Origin of the sequence: Pontiella desulfatans (assembly GCF_900890425.1) — a bacterium.
Classification (GTDB): domain Bacteria; phylum Verrucomicrobiota; class Kiritimatiellia; order Kiritimatiellales; family Pontiellaceae; genus Pontiella; species Pontiella desulfatans.
This window is the reverse complement of record NZ_CAAHFG010000001.1, coordinates 890,139-907,768: the sequence shown is the minus strand read 5'-3', so window position 1 is coordinate 907,768 and position 17,630 is coordinate 890,139. Positions and strand designations below refer to the sequence as shown.

At 50.5% G+C, this 17,630-nt stretch carries 17 protein-coding genes; all 17 read right to left on the bottom strand.

Annotation, left to right across the window (positions count from 1 at the left end):
* Positions 1-61 precede the first annotated feature (61 nt).
* The 17 genes from E9954_RS03450 to E9954_RS03370 all read right to left on the bottom strand — a co-directional run bounded on the left by E9954_RS03450 (position 62) and on the right by E9954_RS03370 (position 17,570).
* Positions 62-1,402 carry a flippase gene (locus E9954_RS03450; protein WP_136077839.1) on the bottom strand — a complete coding sequence of 447 codons (1,341 nt, stop codon included), beginning with the start codon at positions 1,400-1,402 and terminating at the stop codon, positions 62-64.
* A gap of 26 nt (positions 1,403-1,428) precedes the next feature.
* On the bottom strand, positions 1,429-2,811 hold the full coding sequence (locus E9954_RS03445; RefSeq protein WP_136077838.1) for a Coenzyme F420 hydrogenase/dehydrogenase, beta subunit C-terminal domain: 1,383 nt from the start codon (positions 2,809-2,811) through the stop codon (positions 1,429-1,431).
* A 235-nt stretch (positions 2,812-3,046) separates the two neighbouring features.
* Entirely contained in the window at positions 3,047-4,540 is a 1,494-nt protein-coding gene (locus E9954_RS03440) for an O-antigen ligase family protein (protein WP_136077837.1), read from the bottom strand.
* Between the two features lie 27 nt (positions 4,541-4,567).
* Entirely contained in the window at positions 4,568-5,254 is a 687-nt protein-coding gene (locus E9954_RS03435) for an FkbM family methyltransferase (RefSeq protein ID WP_168441930.1), read from the bottom strand.
* 430 nt (positions 5,255-5,684) lie between these two features.
* Positions 5,685-6,707 (bottom strand): glycosyltransferase family 2 protein, encoded by a 1,023-nt coding sequence (locus tag E9954_RS03430; RefSeq protein ID WP_136077835.1) that lies wholly within the window; start codon positions 6,705-6,707, stop codon positions 5,685-5,687.
* Entirely contained in the window at positions 6,704-7,984 is a 1,281-nt protein-coding gene (locus tag E9954_RS03425) for an oligosaccharide flippase family protein (protein ID WP_168441929.1), read from the bottom strand. The genes E9954_RS03430 and E9954_RS03425 overlap by 4 nt, the downstream gene beginning before the upstream one ends.
* Positions 7,985-8,072: 88 nt before the next feature.
* A complete protein-coding gene (locus E9954_RS03420; RefSeq protein WP_136077833.1) occupies positions 8,073-9,251 on the bottom strand; it encodes a glycosyltransferase family 4 protein in 1,179 nt (392 codons plus the stop codon).
* Between the two features lie 445 nt (positions 9,252-9,696).
* A complete protein-coding gene (locus E9954_RS03415) occupies positions 9,697-10,077 on the bottom strand; it encodes a GxxExxY protein (protein WP_136077832.1) in 381 nt (126 codons plus the stop codon).
* Positions 10,062-11,243 (bottom strand): glycosyltransferase, encoded by a 1,182-nt coding sequence (locus tag E9954_RS32255; protein ID WP_187357944.1) that lies wholly within the window; start codon positions 11,241-11,243, stop codon positions 10,062-10,064. Before E9954_RS32255 ends, E9954_RS03415 begins: the two co-directional genes overlap by 16 nt.
* Positions 11,244-11,399: 156 nt before the next feature.
* On the bottom strand, positions 11,400-12,683 hold the full coding sequence (gene tviB, locus E9954_RS03405) for a Vi polysaccharide biosynthesis UDP-N-acetylglucosamine C-6 dehydrogenase TviB (protein WP_136077830.1): 1,284 nt from the start codon (positions 12,681-12,683) through the stop codon (positions 11,400-11,402).
* Between the two features lie 345 nt (positions 12,684-13,028).
* On the bottom strand, positions 13,029-13,337 hold the full coding sequence (locus tag E9954_RS03400) for a hypothetical protein (RefSeq protein WP_222847034.1): 309 nt from the start codon (positions 13,335-13,337) through the stop codon (positions 13,029-13,031).
* Positions 13,334-13,516, bottom strand: a complete 183-nt coding sequence (locus tag E9954_RS33605) for an addiction module protein (RefSeq protein ID WP_342793747.1) — start codon at positions 13,514-13,516, stop codon at positions 13,334-13,336. The genes E9954_RS03400 and E9954_RS33605 overlap by 4 nt, the downstream gene beginning before the upstream one ends.
* Positions 13,517-13,740: 224 nt before the next feature.
* Positions 13,741-14,154: a putative toxin-antitoxin system toxin component, PIN family gene (locus E9954_RS03390; RefSeq protein ID WP_136077828.1), complete on the bottom strand. Its 414-nt coding sequence runs from the start codon at positions 14,152-14,154 to the stop codon at positions 13,741-13,743.
* Entirely contained in the window at positions 14,144-14,368 is a 225-nt protein-coding gene (locus tag E9954_RS03385) for a hypothetical protein (RefSeq protein ID WP_222847033.1), read from the bottom strand. Before E9954_RS03385 ends, E9954_RS03390 begins: the two co-directional genes overlap by 11 nt.
* A gap of 162 nt (positions 14,369-14,530) precedes the next feature.
* Positions 14,531-15,796 (bottom strand): NAD-dependent DNA ligase, encoded by a 1,266-nt coding sequence (locus E9954_RS03380; protein WP_136077827.1) that lies wholly within the window; start codon positions 15,794-15,796, stop codon positions 14,531-14,533.
* A gap of 302 nt (positions 15,797-16,098) precedes the next feature.
* Entirely contained in the window at positions 16,099-16,800 is a 702-nt protein-coding gene (locus tag E9954_RS03375; protein WP_168441928.1) for a hypothetical protein, read from the bottom strand.
* A gap of 20 nt (positions 16,801-16,820) precedes the next feature.
* Positions 16,821-17,570: a hypothetical protein gene (locus E9954_RS03370; RefSeq protein ID WP_136077825.1), complete on the bottom strand. Its 750-nt coding sequence runs from the start codon at positions 17,568-17,570 to the stop codon at positions 16,821-16,823.
* Positions 17,571-17,630: the final 60 nt, after the last annotated feature.

Genomic DNA, 17,630 nt, shown 5'->3' with positions numbered 1-17,630 from the left:
ACTCGCTTGCTCCATACAACAAAAAGTGATGCCGACACTGCTACAACAGCAACGCCTCAATCTATCTCCACAAGTGTTTCAAACCAACCAATTGTCGCCACCCCAACGCCAACGCCTTGGTTTGAACCGTAAAAAGATAGCGATAGGGCCGAATAATCAAATGTGAAAAATAACCAGCAAAAATCATGGCTACGATCGTCGCGATGGCCGATCCGGCAATCCCCCAAACCGGGATGAGATAATAATTGAGCACCACACTAAAAACACACCCCGCCAGATTACGCAACACGACATACTTGTGTAGATTTTCAATAACAATCAACTGTCCCGATGCGCCAAAGAGAGCCGTTGCAAGGGCTTTCCAGGACATAATCTGCAATACCGGAATAGCCTCCAAATATTTTTCGCCAAACAGGATTCGAATCCCCGGGGCCGCTAGCAGGGCCATCGCAACCGAAATAGCAATGGAGCTCCAAACCATAATATCGACAAAATACTGTTTTTTTTCCAAATACTTTTGAGGATCCGCCTCGTGGGCCTTAACCAGAAGCGGCGTTATGGACTGGGCTATAACCATGGGAATAAAAATCGCGATTTCCGATATTTTTGCCGCTGCTGAAAACTGTCCAACCGATGCATTATCGATCATATTCCGAATCATCACTGCATTGATCCGCTGGTAGATAATTACGGCGGCTCCGGAAAGTAAGAGCGGGAACGAGGCTCGGATCAGCATTTTTGCCACACCCCAGTCAACATTCCATTCCAGAATCGTACCGACTTTCCGCCGATAGGAAAACAAATACCCCGCTCCGACCAGGAAAAAGTCAAACATACTTGCAACGATAAACCAGCCCACCGAACAATTATTTATCAGCAACACTATTTTGATCAACGCACCCAAAACCGTGCGCGATATTTCTGTCTTCACCACATATTCGTTAAGAATAATTGAGGTAAAATAGTTGCGAATAACATTGAGCGAACTAAACACCAATGAGAGCGAATAGACCATCACCATCACGAACGTAAAGTGATCTGATTCAAACGACAGCAACGTCCCCAATATCAGCAGAAGCGCCACCAGAGCAAATCCAATACGCAGAACAAACGCAGTACCCATCAGCGTATTCCGGTCAGCCCCGGTTCTGGACAGCTCCCGAACCTCAATATTGTCTAGCCCAAAAGCGGCCAATACCGAGAAGAGGGTCACATAACTGATGACATAGTTCATCAGCCCGAAATTTTCAGGCCCGAGATTCCGTGCCACCAACACGCCGACTAGCAGTCCGCTGGCAATGTTAACCAGCTTCCCGACAACGGCCCAGTAGACATTTTTGACAACTTTGCGCCGATTACCCGACAAATTAGTCCGAAGGAGGAGCTTATCAAGTATCTTCATAATGCCGATCCGTCTCCGCGCAGGCCTCAGCCTTTTTCGCCAAGCAGCAAAAGCTTAATTTTGCGAGCCAAACGACGGGGGAAGGAAACATAGAGTCGGCTATACCGATTCAGCAGATTTCGCATTCCCTTTCTAAAGTAGTTAAAATCGCCCTGAGCAACCGCATCTCTCCACAACTCGTGGCTACGAACACGAAGATCTTCACGCAGCGCATAAATCTTCCGCCGATGCTTGCCGACTGCATTGCAATTAACGGGCACTCGCTTTAATGGAGCCCATTCCCCAGCATCCCTCTTCATTGCCAGTCGAAAAGAAAGCCCATCCCGCCTATGCCTCAAACCACCGGACTGAGACTCAACAGCATCCTCAACCGAACACTCGACAAAATTTAAGCGGGTTTCTTTAAGCGCAATTTGAATAAGGTTATCAAGATCTCCCGTACGGCTAATAACAACACTGTTCCCTAGTGGATCATCCATGTATTTTGCGAGCCATGCATCACCCACCGCAACATCCGCTGTTTCGGCAAATACATCATCACAATACTCGCATGCCGAGTATTTAAAGAAACCCAGCCCCCAGTCAGTTCCGTAATAGCTTGCGACGGGAGCGGTTTTTTCAACTCCATCTCCGCACACCTTGATCCCATACTCGGAAACACGCCCCGCAGGTAGCTTAACCCGGAAATCAACCGACTCCAACTTTCCAGGTTCAATGCCTGCCTGCCAAGCCACACAATCCGCAAAGGCCTTGCTCTTAAGATGTCCGCATACCAAACCAACATAATAGCGAATCCGTTTATTTATCTCAGGATCGAGACACGCGAGATTCCGAGCGGCTTTAATAAAGCAAGGAATCCCCACAAAAACAAAACGTCCTTCTCGGGTTCGAATTTCATCCATTACCCGTGACATCTCAATTGGATAATACTTTGACTTCGCTCCCGCCAGCACCTCTTCGACAGAAGTGGAAATCGTGTACTCAAACAAGCGATCTGTTGGCGACGGACCTGCTTTTACATGAATGACTCCATCAACCAATCCCTGTTTAAGTAGTTCGGCTAATATCCATGATACGACTCCTCCCGACGAACCTCGGCTACGGTAATCCCCTTCCGTTACATGCCCTGTATATATTGATTCATAATGACCGAGATGGACATCTTTCTTGCCTTTTGGGAAAAACAATTCTGCGAGTTGATCCTCATTGGAACCTTCGTCGGCGAACGGACACACATTGAGTAATTCTTCCTCATCCAACTGTTCTGGCAACACAGGCTTAAACAATCCATACCCGTCAAATTCCATCGAAATTTTGGAAGGAATAACGGATGCACAGGCCCCACAGCCGATGCAAAAGCCCCCTTTAACAATTTGTGCTAGCATTCCCGACCCCATAGCTTTTTTCATAACAGCGTTGATCCATTACTCAATTTTCACTCGCAAAACACAGTAAGCCAGAGAACTTCTCATCAATCATAATCAGTCCGACGAGCGGCATCTGAGATAATTATAATAAAAAGGCCCTAAATTCGCCGCTCCTCAGACGCCGTAATGATATGCGAAGCCAACACGCAACCCTGCAAATAGAAGAAAATATTTAAAAGACAATCAAAAGAATCAAAATAAAACCAGATCACATAGATCAAGAAACAAGTGATTCGCCATCAACCCTATCGACATCAAGAAAGTTCTTCTTTAGTATTCGCATTTGAGCTGCAATCAAAAGCAAATCCAATAGTTGTGAATCCACGTCTCCAAAAATCAAATAGAAAGCAACGAGGTTATAGGTCATGAGCAAGGTAAGAAAGACATAGTATCGCGCTGCGAAGGAATCCAGATGCATGGCATATTGCTTAACCGTCTTCCACCCATCAACGACAACCATGATAAAGAATACCGTAAAGGAAACCGTACCTAACAAACCATAGTCCAATAACAAACTAAACGGCCCGCTATGGTAACGCCCCATATGGTAATAGAATTCATAGGTCCCATACCACGAACTACTCAACCAAGCGAAACTAGTGATATCCCTAGACAACCCGCGACCAACAAAAAAATATTTTGGTACGTTGGGAATACAATATTCCTTCCACATATCAAAGCGCCAAGTGGCTGAGCCCGTCGCGGTTCGCGCGACATCGAAATCGATCTCAAGGAAGGGAAGAAACGAAACCGCTCGCTGCATGGCTGGCGGCAGATAGGGTGCCGCAATGACCAGGACGACCAATCCTGCCACGCCGACCAGAACCCATCCCATGAATGTTTTCATCCGGTTTTTTGAATAATACATGCTGGCGAAGAAGATGAGAGTCCCAACCTTCAAAACCCGGTTGCGAAATCCCGTCATGCCTACCAACAGGACTGCCAGCACAATCAATATAAAGCGAAGCTTCGCGTTGCGACAGAGCACATAGATGATCGGAATCAGCGCGAAAGCGAAGTTGGAAAATGTTCCCCAGCGTTCGACGCCACCCTCCATACCCTTTTGCCCCAACGCATATTCAGGAGCCACGTCAAAATAAGAGGTTAGCCACCAAGACTGCCCCGGAAAATGGTACACCAGAATCTCGACGGCCATGGGCAAAATCGATGCAATAACGATTCCCATTAGAACCAGTTTAACGTGTTGATCAGACAACCGGATTCGCACCACAGAATAATAGAACAGTATTGCGGCAATCAATCCAACATAGGTCGCTCCTCCATAACTTGAGCCTCCGAGCATGCGGAATCCGGCCCCCCGAACCGCCATGATGAGAAAGATATCCAACAGGAAAACGCCCATCCAAAAATCCATCCCCGGTACATATGAGTTTTTAGCCTTCTCTTGGCGAAGTGCACTTTCCACCATTGCCCAGCCAATCATCATAAGCAGCATAAGGCGTGCAAGTGTAAGCGTACCGGGCAACCCAGGAACCATAAAGTTGCCCGAACGAATAAAAAGAATCAGAATAAACAAGGCGGCAGGACGGCTTATCAGGGCGGTAACAACGCCCAAAGCAGGAATCAACAATCCCATCCATGGCAGGTTTTTTGAAAGACCAAACCAGGAAAGATAAACCGAGACCGCAATGAGGAACAATACCAGCAAACTTCGCTTAATTCTTTCCGCATCTACCGATTGACTTGTCATTTAAACCAAAATCCTACGTTAAACATCTTATTGCTCGCGATAAGCCGTAACCTTTTCACCATGCCGCTCGAAGCGGTTGAACGACCGGGTCGCCAAATAAAAGGCGCGGTCGCACCCCATGCATATATAATCGTGGAGCTCAACCGTCATTACCTGAACGCGATCGATCCATGCACTGGAGTTTTCCAAAACATCCTTTTCGCCGCCCTCGATATCCATTTTCAGGATATCGATGGTCTCTATGCCATATTCCTTCATTAAATGCGGCATGGTGATGCATTTTGTCGCTTGTCCCATGCTTTCCGCTCCATCGACGCCATCGGCGATGGTGTAGCCCCAGGCTCCGGTTGCACGGTTTTGGATAAACTTCTCCCCCTCCGCGCCCCAGATGGCCGCCTTGATTGGAACCACATTGCCATAGCTTTCCGTATTTTTCACAAGCAGGCCATAGTTCCCGTTTTCGGGTTCGATGGCAAATACCTTTGCATGCGGATATTTCCGGGCAAAGGAGATCGCGGATGTCCCAATGTTGGCCCCGGCATCGACGATAATCCGGGGATTGGGGCAATCCAAATGGCCGTATTCATCCTCTACCAGACTACTGATGACCACGTCCAGATCCGATGATCCCGACCGAACCTGCAGATCCACGCCGTTGATGGATATGTTGCGAATCCTTTCACGACCTGCCCATTCGTCAAAAAAGAAGGTCATTCCCTCCCAAAACTTCAGCAATCGACACAGCACCACGGCCCGGTGCGCCTTAGCCAAAAATCCGTATGCCAATCTCAAAACCATTTAACCAAAAAGAAATAAGGTCTAACCACTAATATACGCTAATGAACACTAATCCTAATTGACCGCGATGATACAAAGTTGCGAAGATCTATTTTCTTTGTTTCTTAGCGTCTTTGCGGTCAAACATTCCGCTCGAGCAGAAATCGTATGCAGGACAGTTATTTGATGACTATGTACCTATGTGCCCAGTACCACTTAAACTTTCGCAAACTCAGGCTTCCGAGTTTTGGAACCACTAATCTTCACTAATCAACAGTAGTCGGTTCGTATCCTGCAAAAATTAGTGACGATTAGTGCGAATTAGTGGTTTGCATATCCGAATGTTTAAGGTTTTCTGTGTACTAGCTCACGAAAAATATGCCCACGCTTTCCTGCAAAACCTTGCCATTTTCAGGGAAAATGCTTTGAACATCCCTACGACACCAAGGGCAGAAAAACCATATCGCCACCAGTCCATGGCCAGATATCCCGTTCCCCGCACCCCGGCATCGATCCAAGCCATGCCCCTCAACAGACCGACATCCGAATCGTTAAACCGCGAAATTGCCTTAAGCTGATCAAGCCGTTCCATTTTCAGTTGCCATCCTTTGGAACCAAAGGAACCATCATCCAGAACCATCTGTTCCAATTCCGCGGAAGTTAAAGCCCCATCGCCAAACAGACTGCAATTCATTTGAACAACGGCACGTAAGGCATATTCCTGTTGCGACGCAGCCTTTGCCTGGGAAATGCTGTTTGCATGTGTTCGATATTTCAACAATACCTTCGATATGACGGTTCCCTTGGAATGCAGCAGGAATCGCCCCCACAGCTCCTTGTCCTGAGAGTGGGGATATTCGGGATTGTAGTGCAGATTGTACTGCCGAACCAAGGATCTCCGAAACATTACCGATGGATGCACCATGGAGGAGGAAAGCTGGGTTAATTCCCGCCAAACGATCTCGGGGGCCGAGGCCGCATATCCCCCAATCATGCCCAAACGCTTGCCGTTTCCATCAATCATGCGCACCAGCGATGCCACAACCCCAATCTCCGAATGGTTCTTTAAATATTCAACCTGCGTTTTCAAACGATGGGGATAGGCGACATCATCCGCATCCATGATCGCGATAAACTCACCGGTTGCCTGTTCGATCGCCGCATTCCGGCTTTGGGGTTGCCCCTGGTTCTTTTCATTGCAGATGAAGACAATGCGATCATCACGCGCGGCAAATTCCTCGATGATTCCACGGGTTCCATCGTCCGACCCATCATCAACAATGATGAACTCAAAATCCGTCCATGTTTGCTTGAGTATGCTTTCTATCGCATCGCCCACATGGGCATCGGCATTAAACGCCGTCAGTACTACGGAGACAATCGGATTCATGGCTTAACCGAATCACGCATTACCCCAAAAATCCAGACGGGTGACAAAGCGCGCCATGCCGACAGGCTGTTGATCCGATATCGGCTAAAGGCCAAGTCCTGGAAGAGGACAATCCACACCACGGTTACAACCTGGGCCCCGATGGCCCCCCAAACCCCAAACAGTTGAATCCCAAGATAGGTAAGCCCCAAACTCATCAGTGCCGACGCAACGCCTACCCACATGTTATATTGGTAGGCCCGTTGCGTGATGATGAACCAAACCCGGCCTTGACCAACACTGTAAAAAGGAAACGTGGCAGCCATCCCCATTAGATAGAAACCGGCCTTGGGGTATTCATGGCCATATAGAACCGGCACCACAAGCCATCCGACAAGCGCCAGAAGAAGGCCCAGTCCCAAACCCAGCAGCATTAGATAGCGGTAGAGCCGAACCAACTGCCTTTCATATTCTCCAGCGTCCCCTGATTCCTTGGCCTTCACCAACGAAGGAGCCAAGGATTGGGTTATAATTCCCGGAGCAAACAAAAGAAAAAACAATAGGCGCTTGGCCACCGAAAATTCACCCAAAATCTGTGAGGCCAGAAGGTTTCCCACGAAGATCGTGGATAGATTATTGATCGCGGACGTAGACATTCCACTGATGATTCGAGGCCAGCAATCGCCCAGCAATTTTCTCGCCCAACGACCGCTCCACGTCCAGCGATGCCGAAGTTGCCTGTTTTTTCTGAAGTACAGAAAAAACAATATTCCACCGGCCAACACCACCTGGGCAACGGACGCAACAACAAAATAGACCACATCCTGCTGATAGCGCACCATCAACAGTTTTGCCACCGAAGCAATGCACAAACCAACCAGGGTCGCTATCGTGACATATTTGGCTAGAAGTTGGGAAGCGAACCACTGCTGCACCATCAAAAAGAGCTGCCCGACATACATGCCACAGGCGATCAAAACCAGGATAACGGACACAGCATCGTCTGGCCGCGAAAGATATACACTCAACAACGCAACAACCGAGGCAACAACAACGCCGCAGCAGCGCAGAATGAAGGCCGTGCAAAGAATCCTTCCTTCCTCTCCTTCCGCCGCAAGCAGTTCGCGCACGAGAATTTCCTGACTCCCAAGCGTTCCGATCATTTCGAACATGGCAACAAAGGCCAAGGCATAGCACATCAAGCCATATTTTTCAGGGCCAAGGTAGCGGGCAACAACCAGGCTAACGAGAAACGCGATCGCGACCGTGCCCAGTTTTTCACCCAGCAACCATCCCATGTTTCCAACAATACGCCGAGCGGAAGGCCCAGTTTCAAGCCTGCTTTTCAGCCTCTTTGGAATGATTGTACTTAGCTTGGCCATCAGGCTAGTTTTCGATCCATGCATTTACACGTAACGAAGAAAGAAAACTCCCCCTGTAATTGCGCACCATCCGTCCGACGCGGAAGTTATCCTCGAAATGCTTTCTGGCATCATTCCCCATACGGGAACGGAGATCCGCATGATCGAGTTTTTTGAGTGCAACCAAACCCTCATCTGGATGGGCTGGATTAAAAACAAAGCCGCTCGCATCCTCCCGAACAATTTCCCAAGCGCCTCCATTCGATGACGCAACACATGGAATGCCAGCCCTGGCCGCCTCGATCAGGACGGTCGGAAGGGAATCGAAACCCGGTGTGGCATGAACAAGGATATCGATGTTCTCGAATATTTCCTCTCGCGGGCATTGCCCGCAGCATTCAACATCGGCGTAGGCCTTCAATCTTTCAACCCGACGGAGGGAACGAGCGGAGGCATTGCCATAGAGCTTCCATTCCGCCTTATCCCCAAGTTCTTTTATCCATTTTTCCACAATTGGAAACCCCTTGGCCCCCGGCATGGACATTCCCAGAAAACCGATCCTCAGCCGTTCACTGGGTGCCCTCTCGGGGACAGGGATGTCAGCAAGACCATTTCGAATCACGGTCATTTCACATTCATAGCCTTTTCGGATGCAGTCTTTCCGCACGGCTTCACTGACACATATCAACATTGAAAACCGATTCGCCACCCGATGCGCCCACTGCCATTGCCATCCCATGCGGAAAACAAATTCACCACTGCACCAAAGCATATCCGCCCATGCACTCATATTGCGAAAGTCCAGGCCTCGCAGGTCCCACAGAACCGGCCCAAGAATTTTCTTGGGAAAGGGATTATCATGCAATACGCCCATCGATGGCACCTGCCACTTTGCAGCCAACCACTCGACTGCGGGATAGGTTCGAATCGTCCAGCCAACGACTTTGTCGCATTTTTCAATGCCGGCCACAGCGGTCTTCACCGCCTTCAAGATATCGCGCATGTAGTTTCCGTTCCTTCTGATCGGAAGCTTATGCCACTCAAATCCAACAGCCTTGGCCACGGAGTGCATACGGCTATCTTCCGGTGCCAGCAGAACAAGTTGCAGCTCCTCGGATTCCCATGCCCGCAGCAGCTCTTCGAGAACCACCTCGGCCCCTCCGCCCAATCCGGGACACGGGGAAATAAGAAGTATTCGCTTCATTACAACTATTTTCTCTCACAAAGGCACAAAGAACACTAAGTATAAATTCCGTTAAGCCATTCCTCTGTGCTCTTAGTGAACTCTGTGAGATAGATTGCTCTCACGAAGGCACGGAGGACACCAAGTTTCCTAATTTATATGTTTCTTATCCAGCGGAGACCATTCCTCTGTGTTCTCGGTGAACTCTGTGAGGTAGATTGCTCTCACGAAGGCACGGAGGACACCAAGTTTCCTAATTTATATGTTTCTTATCCAGCGGAGGCCATTCCTCTGTGCTCTTAGTGAACTCTGTGAGGTAGATTGCTCTCACGAAGGCACGGAGGACACCAAGTTTCCTAATTTATATGTTTCTTATCCAGCGGAGGCCATTCCTCTGTGCTCTTAGTGAACTCCGTGAGACAAATCCGTATGGGGGGGTTCTCACAAAGGCACGGAGGACACGAAGTTAGTTTGCTATGCGGGTAATTCCATCCTTTAGCAGAACTTCATTAAAGTTAATCAGCAATCCGAGTCGACAGTCGGTCAACTTTAAATATGTCAGTAACTGTTTCTTATGAACCGGCTTCACCGCCTCAACTGATTTCAGCTCGACAATCAAACATTCCTCAACAAGTAAATCCAACCGATAGCCCATGTCATTAACAGTCTGTCCACGGTACTCGACCTGCACTGGCACCTCCACCTCCACTTTGATCCCCATTAACTTAAGCTCCAGCGCGAGGCAGCTCTGATAAACTGACTCAAGCAATCCGGGCCCGAGTTCCCGATGAACACGTATCGCAGCTCCGATTACTTTTTCCGAAAGTTCATTCAGCTTCTCGTCCATTTAGCACCTCTTTGTGCACTTTGTGACCTCCGTGAGATCACACCTATATTTCTCGCCACCCCGGAAAGCTTCTCCCACTCTTTCATCAAAATATCCACGTGCTGCTTCCACGTGAAGCGCTGGGCGTTACGGAATCCCTTCTCGCGCATGCCAGAGCGCAAATCCTCATCGCCATAGACTCGTTCCAGCTGATCGGCCAACATGTCCACATCCAACGGATCGTGGTAGAGCGCGGCATCACCGCCGACTTCGGGCAATGATGATGCATTCGAGATTACACACGGTAATCCACATCGCTGTGCCTCAACCACCGGCATCCCGAAACCCTCGTAGAGCGAGGGGAAGGCCAGTACATCGCAGAGGTTGTAGAGGGAAATCAACTCGTCTTGGTTCACGAACCCGAGATTGATCACTTCTAGGTTCTGGACACTGGATGCTGGATGCTTGGCGTTGGGTGCCGGGCTTTGAGCAGAGGGTATTAGGCTATCGGGCACCGCCTCACCAACCTTAACCAAGGTAATCGGGACTCCCCTACGCCCCAGCTCCTCCACCGCTTTGATGAGCGTTGGCAGATTTTTCCGATGAATGTTGCTTCCCACGGCCAATATCCTGAATCGCTCCTCCTGCGCTTCCCCTCTTGTCCGCCATAGGCTTGCCGAAGGAGGAAGTGCCTCAGTTCCTTTCAAGACCTCATCTTCAGATAGCTTCCGAAAAGCTGGATCCACCCCATTGTAATTAACAACAATCTTGTCCGCAGGGACACCCGCCTTTTCAACAAGGTCTTTTTTGGTATGCCCCGAAACCGCAAACACAAGGTCGGCCTGCTTTACCAGATCGATCCGCTTCTTCCATCGCTTAAACTGTGCAGGGGTATACCCCTCGGGATAGTAAAACTCCGCCACGTCATGGACGGTGATGGAAACCAGAGGCGCTGGATACTGGATACTGGATACCGGGGATTGAGTGCAGGACGGCCTGGCTGTAAGTGCTGCGGGGATTAGGTGGGCATAGCATTGGGAGCTAATGTGTACAACAGGTGGCAGGTGGCAGGTGGCAGGTGACAGGTGCTTTTTTGCTGGGTGTATTGCTTTCGAGATCAGACGGGGATAGAAGAGATTGCGGTTAAGTTTTCGGAATACCTTCCCTTTAGGCAACTCCTTATGCAACTCCCTTACTCCCGCACTCCCACACTCAAACTCCCCTACACCTCTACTCCTCAACTCCCTTACAACAAACCCGTCGCACTGCTTCAGACAAAACCAGGGATCGGAGTCTAGGCAGCCACTGAATAATAGTTTGGTAAACACCCGCCTGTCCCCAACCTACAACCGGGCATCGACTAGGTTGCGGGGCAAAATGTTCTTAATATCGAAGATGACACTCTTTTCAGCGCAAAGCATCTTGAGTTCGGGCTCCCCCATCTTCTTGAATTCGTCGTGGGCGACGGCGAGGACGACGGCGTCGTATTGGCTGGTTGCTAATTGCTGGTTGCTGGTTGCTATGGAGAGCCCATATTCATGCTTGACCTCGCCGGGATCGGCCCATGGATCGTAGACGGTGACGTTCGAGCCGTACTCTTCAAAGGCGCGGACAATATCGACGACTCGGGTGTTGCGGACATCGGGACAGTTTTCCTTGAAGGTGATTCCCAGCACCAGCACGTTGGCCTTATCGACATGGATTCGCTTCTTCAACATCAGCTTGACGGTTTCATCGACCACAAACTGCCCCATCCGGTCGTTGATGCGGCGTTGGGCGGAAATCAGTTCGGGATAGTAGCCGGCCTGCTGCGCCTTGAAGCTGAGATAGTACGGATCGACCCCGATGCAGTGCCCTCCGACCAAGCCCGGGCGGAACGGAAGAAAGTTCCATTTCGACCCTGCCGCCTCCAACACATCGATGGTATCGATGCCGACTTTGCTGAAAATCATGGCCAGCTCGTTGACCAGGGCAATATTGACATCGCGCTGCGTGTTTTCGATGACCTTTGCCGCCTCGGCAACCTTCAAGGACGGGGCTTTGTGGGTTCCAACGGTCAAGATGCTGCGATAGAGCGAATCGACATAGTCGGCCACTTCCGGCGTAGAGCCGGAGGTGATTTTTACAATATTGGTCAATCGGCGAACCTTGTCACCGGGATTGATGCGTTCGGGGCTGTAGCCGGCGAAGAAGTCCTCGTTGAATGTGAGACCGGAAACCTTTTCCACAACGGGGATGCAATCCTCTTCGGTGGCACCGGGATAGACCGTTGATTCATAGATGACGACATTGCCTTCGGATATAACCTTACCGACGGTTTCACTGGCTTTGATGAGCGGTGTTAGGTCGGGGCGGTTGGAGTTGTCGACGGGGGTTGGGACGGTGACGATAAAACAGTTACAGGTTGATAGTTGCTGAATGTTGGTGGAGTAAGTGAGGGAAACGGCTTCAGAGAGCTCCTCGGGGGAGCATTCGAGGGTGGAGTCGGTTCCGCCTTTTAGTTCATCGACACGCGCCTGATTGATATCGAATCCGATGGTTGGAAACTTTTTGCCAAACTCGACGGCCAGCGGCAGGCCGACATAGCCGAGTCCGATAATTCCAACTTTTGTATCTTCTAATTTCATACCGGCCTCTTGAGTTGTTTAACCAGGTAATTTCTAAAGCGGAAAAGCCGCAAAAAAATGCTGAATATTTTACAGGACGATTTATCGACAGGACGATTCTCCTGTTCAGGATCTGTTCAACCGAAAATTTCCAGCAAGAGTCGTTTTCATGACCGCGAAGACGCTAAGAAACAAAGGATTCTATTCTGCGAACGGGATGACACTAAGTTAACAGTTTTTTCATGGTTTTTCTGTTCGGCGGGGCAGGCGGGGCGCCTGCGATACCATTGCCGAAAAAGGGAAAAGAAAAGGGGGTCCCGCCGGCGCGTAAAGCTCTGGCGGACAAGCTGTCCTTGTGTGTTGGTGTTAGTTTCTTTGGACAAGTTGATCGCGTATCCACGCCGGATTACTGCGCATGTCGAGAATGGCTACTACCCTCGCAATCCGTCCATCGTATCCATAGTATATCGCAAAGGGGAAGCGACTGGCGAGCATACGATGGAATCCAAAATGAATCGCATGCACCCCGGCAGAGAGTCTAAGGGATTCCATATCTGAAAGCAGTGAATCGAAGAAGTAGGTTCCCAGTTCGTTCTTCCGGGCTTCGTAGAAATCGATTCCCTGATCAAGGTCGGCGGCGGCTTCCTCCAGAACGAGCAACTGTTCTGCCATCATGGACGAATCCTATTCTTGAGGTCCTCGATGGTTAAGTATTCGGCATTCCCCTCGGCGATCCGGGCCTGCCTTTTGTCCAGTATATCCTTGTGCCACTGTGGAGATTCCGGTTCCTGACCATGATGACAAAGTTCGTCCCACAGCATTTCCATAGCGAGGAGTTGTTCGTCTCGCGACATGGACTTTATTTCGGTAATGCTCATGGTTTTTTTAATAGCACAGGGTCGTGGCGGCATCCAATCTTAAAACGGGGTCAAAAAGGGGGCAAACCTTCGCCAAGGCTACGGCTCGCAAGCAAAAAAAAGGGTCAGGTCCCGTAATATAGTAATCAAAAAAAAGGTCCCGCCGTTGCTGAAGCTATGGCGGACAAGCGGAGGTCAGAGATCAGATTTTTTGTCCATTCCTATTCGCCATCGAGGAACTGTTGTGGATTCCGTATCTTGATTCCGTGGTATGGATGCAGGACCAACAGATCTTTATCGCCGGAAAGAATACAGTTTGCACCGGCTTCGAGGGCGAGTTCCAGGTATTTGTTATCTTTGGGATCGCGACAATCTTCGACAACACGGTTACCACGCACGATCCGGGATTCACGCAGCAACATCATTAGGAACTGGATTCGTTCTTCTTCATGGACATAGTTATTGAGCTTTGGACGACGCAGAACTTCGTCGAGCTCATTGACCACGGCTTCAGAAACCACAATTTCCCCATCACGAAGGACTTTATCGAATGCTTTGCGGGTCAGGGATCGAGGCAGCAACACAGCACTTACAATAATGTTGGCGTCGAGGACAAAAACCTGTTTATCCGGCATGGAGGATGGACTCCAGCTCTTCAGCAGTTAGGCCGCGTTCTTCGGCTTTATTTCCGATTTCGTCCATCAGTTTGCCAAGGGAGGAGGGGGCCGCCTGATATTCACGAATGAGCACGCCCCAGAGCACGGACAGTCGGTTTCGATCCTCAGCCGGTGCTGCTGTGTAGATGTTCGCAGTCGTTTCGTCTATTTCCATATTGATGGTCGTTGTCATGCTTTTTCCTCGGTATGTTCCGCCTTTATACGCTTTTTTTACTGATTCTGAAGCCTTTTCAGCGGCAGAAAAGGAAAAGGGTCAAGAAAAGGGTCAAGACGCTTTTCTCGTCATTTTCGGCCAAAGCCTACGGATGAATAAACCAAATAAGAGGGCAAAGTTTCATTCATCGGTTTCACTATCTGGATAATCCTCGACGGGGGTTTCGTTCCCGGTGCGGCGCTCCGTGCAGACGCCGACGATTTCGGGGACGGCGCCGCCGGCCCGTATGACCTGGATCCAATCGCCGATGCGCAAATCGAGGGCGCGGAGATGGTCGGCATTGTGCAACGTGGCGGAACGGACGGTTGCCCCGGCCATCTCAATCGGGGCAAAGTGCGCCACCGGAGTCCATTTTCCCGTTGACCCTTGCGACCACTCAACGCGCAGCAGTTGCGTGACCACGGGATGCCCCTTGTATTTCCGGGCCAATGCGCCCCGGGGATGGTGTGCGGTGGCCCCCAGCTCCGTAAAACGGTTCCGGTTGTCCACTTTGATTACAATGCCATCGGTTTCAAAAGGTAAACCACCGAGGCGTCCATTCAAGCGGGCGATTTCCCCAACAACCCGGTCGGACGGAACCTGGAGGGATTGAATCGTTGGCAACCCGAGCTCCCATAGCAGCGCCAGCGACTCCGCATGCGACTCGGGTTGCAAATCCCCATCGATCCATTCGAAGACCCGCGCGTCCAGCCCCCGGCGGGAAATCTCGGCATAATCGGTGAGCCGCACCGTTCCGGAAGCCGAGTTGCGGGCGCTCTTCAACACGGGCATCCCCTTCTCTTTCCTGCGGGCATTCAATGCCGAGAACGCTTTCTTGCCCAAAAACAGCTCGCCGCGCACGGAGAGATTGGCGGCGGCTCCGGTCAGGGCCGGCGGCACGCAACCGGCCGCCAAAACCGCCTTGGTGATATCCTGCCCGGTCGCCCCATCCCCTCGGGTCAATGCCCGCACCAGCACCCCGGACTCATACTGAAGCACCACGGTCAAGCCATCGATCTTCGGTTCAATGCAATACGTTTGGTTTGTCCCGCACGCCGCAATGAATTTTTCCACATCCTCATCGGAATAGGCCTTCTTTAAACTCAATACGGGCTGCGCATGGGGAATCCCGTTGCCTTCATCGACCGCACCGACAACCGTGTTTACCGACAATTCGGGATAGTGCTGCACCAGCTCTTCGTGGCGGCGGCGCAGAGCGTCGTAGGCTTCGTTGCCCATGATCGACTCATGCTTGTTGTAGTAGGCATCGTCGGCCTGGGCGAGGATGGCCCGGAGGCATTCGGCCTGCCGGGCGATCTCTGCCGGAACCGCAAGGCCGGGCAGCGGCAACAACAGGAGACCTCCCATCAAGAGCAGTTTATTCAGATGGAGAGACAGCGGTTTCATGTGGCAATAAGAGATGGGTGCAAGGCGTTGAAGACAATAGGCATTGAAACCGTTAAAGGCGAAAACTCCCGACCGGCTTATTCTTTCGTCAACTCAAGGGCGGTTACGACAAGCCCCGTAAATATTCAAAAACCATTGGCCTTAACTTTTCCCCAGAACAACGATCATCGGTTTTTCCAATAAGGGGCAGCACAACAGCCGTCTTGTGTTGCCCATTCAGGGCAAATAGTTCTTTTTCTCCATGCCCCTTGGACTGCGTCCAAGGCTAAGTTGTGTTGTGCCGTTGGCACATGCGCTGCGGATCACTCCACAAATCTGCGTGCAACCAGCGCCCCGATGCCAACCAAGCCGATGAATCCCATCACCGCCGGTTCGGGGATGGCCTTGAGCGTGCCGTTGACGACGAGGTCGTCGCCGGACAGGTTGCGGATGTAGGTGACTCCACTGCCGGAGGTGCTGTTCCATCCGTAGATGCGGAAGGTTACCGTACTTAGATCCTGATACCCGGAAGCCGTTAGATCAATGGGACTCCCCCATCCACTACCATCCGTATCGAAGCCGCCCGTCACACCTTGACGATTGGCCAACTCCATCATTGCATCGGCGTCACTGAATCCATCCACACTCGACAGGATGGCGACATTATCGCACCCACTTCCAGTGGATTCGCCATTCAGGTCGATGGAAAACAGATCGAATCGATAACCGGAATCGGCCACAAGCGTAAACTGGATATAGTGGTTTTCCGCGATTGCCCCGGACAGTGTCGTCTGCTCGTTGGCTTCAGACACCTTGAAGCCGTACTGCCCAGCCGTGGTGCTGGGATTGACTCCCCCTCCAAGACTCAGCATTCCCGAGATCTTTCCGGAGACGTGCGGGGTTGTTGCACCCAATCCATAGGAATCCCCCGGAATAAGACCGGCTTCAACATCGATCCCATCGACATTCCAAGCCACCAGCTGATCCGCCACCCCGGCCATGGGCAACAAAACCAGCAAAACCATGAATCCCCAGGCTCTCATGGCTAGTCGATGATGGCGCGATAGTATTCAACGTCGTTCGTGGCATTGAACACCCAGTTGGTGTCGCCGACAAAAGACGATACATTTACCCAGGCATTCGAAACCATGTTCGTGCAGGATTGCAGTATATAGTTCGTGGTGGCGGCTCCATCAAAGTGGGCAGTCACATGGGTCATATGATTCGATGGGATCAGGGACAGGAGCAATTCCCCCGATCCTCCAAGAACCGTTAAGTCGATGCCATCCAACCCTACCACGCTGGAACCGGTCGTATAGAATTCAATCTCGGCACCAGCGGCAACCACCAGGTTGGTATCGAGATAGTCGCTACCTCTATGGGTCAATTCTAGATCGTGGATCTCAAAAACGTCACCTGCAACTGAGACCGTAATGGATTCCCCTGCGGTAAACTGGTTAAAGTCCAGCCTATTAACTTGAATATCCTTGCTAAAAGAAATGATCATTCGTTCGCCAACATCAAAAGCATCCGCCACATCATTCGTGGTCAACGTATCGTTGATGCCAAAGTATGAATTATTGGCATTCAGTTGCTGATTGGTCTCACCCGAACGCGCAGAAATCAACAAACCCATTATTTCCTGGACATTGGTTGTAATCCCCAGGTTCCGAACCCCTTCCAAAAGGTCTCCCGTTGTAATGGTCGATGCATCAATCCCTTTAAAATAGACCATTTCCGCATTCACACCTAAACCCAACCCAACAACAAACAACACAACGACCAACTTATTCATGATGTTTCCCCTTCAGTGATTAGATTCAACAACCAACATTCGCAACCGCGAACAGGTAAA

What these genes read in the sequence shown, in the direction of transcription:
- E9954_RS03450 (WP_136077839.1), bottom strand. Translation starts at nt 1,402, where the DNA reads ATGAAGATACTTGATAAGCTCCTCCTTCGGACTAATTTGTCGGGTAAT.
- E9954_RS03445 (WP_136077838.1), bottom strand. Translation starts at nt 2,811, where the DNA reads ATGAAAAAAGCTATGGGGTCGGGAATGCTAGCACAAATTGTTAAAGGG.
- E9954_RS03440 (WP_136077837.1), bottom strand. Translation starts at nt 4,540, where the DNA reads ATGACAAGTCAATCGGTAGATGCGGAAAGAATTAAGCGAAGTTTGCTG.
- E9954_RS03435 (WP_168441930.1), bottom strand. Translation starts at nt 5,254, where the DNA reads ATGACCTTCTTTTTTGACGAATGGGCAGGTCGTGAAAGGATTCGCAAC.
- E9954_RS03430 (WP_136077835.1), bottom strand. Translation starts at nt 6,707, where the DNA reads ATGAATCCGATTGTCTCCGTAGTACTGACGGCGTTTAATGCCGATGCC.
- E9954_RS03425 (WP_168441929.1), bottom strand. Translation starts at nt 7,984, where the DNA reads ATGGGATGGTTGCTGGGTGAAAAACTGGGCACGGTCGCGATCGCGTTT.
- E9954_RS03420 (WP_136077833.1), bottom strand. Translation starts at nt 9,251, where the DNA reads ATGAAGCGAATACTTCTTATTTCCCCGTGTCCCGGATTGGGCGGAGGG.
- E9954_RS03415 (WP_136077832.1), bottom strand. Translation starts at nt 10,077, where the DNA reads ATGGACGAGAAGCTGAATGAACTTTCGGAAAAAGTAATCGGAGCTGCG.
- tviB (WP_136077830.1), bottom strand. Translation starts at nt 12,683, where the DNA reads ATGAAATTAGAAGATACAAAAGTTGGAATTATCGGACTCGGCTATGTC.
- E9954_RS03400 (WP_222847034.1), bottom strand. Translation starts at nt 13,337, where the DNA reads ATGATGGCAGAACAGTTGCTCGTTCTGGAGGAAGCCGCCGCCGACCTT.
- E9954_RS33605 (WP_342793747.1), bottom strand. Translation starts at nt 13,516, where the DNA reads ATGTCGCGAGACGAACAACTCCTCGCTATGGAAATGCTGTGGGACGAA.
- E9954_RS03390 (WP_136077828.1), bottom strand. Translation starts at nt 14,154, where the DNA reads ATGCCGGATAAACAGGTTTTTGTCCTCGACGCCAACATTATTGTAAGT.
- E9954_RS03385 (WP_222847033.1), bottom strand. Translation starts at nt 14,368, where the DNA reads ATGACAACGACCATCAATATGGAAATAGACGAAACGACTGCGAACATC.
- E9954_RS03380 (WP_136077827.1), bottom strand. Translation starts at nt 15,796, where the DNA reads ATGAAACCGCTGTCTCTCCATCTGAATAAACTGCTCTTGATGGGAGGT.
- E9954_RS03375 (WP_168441928.1), bottom strand. Translation starts at nt 16,800, where the DNA reads ATGGTTTTGCTGGTTTTGTTGCCCATGGCCGGGGTGGCGGATCAGCTG.
- E9954_RS03370 (WP_136077825.1), bottom strand. Translation starts at nt 17,570, where the DNA reads ATGAATAAGTTGGTCGTTGTGTTGTTTGTTGTTGGGTTGGGTTTAGGT.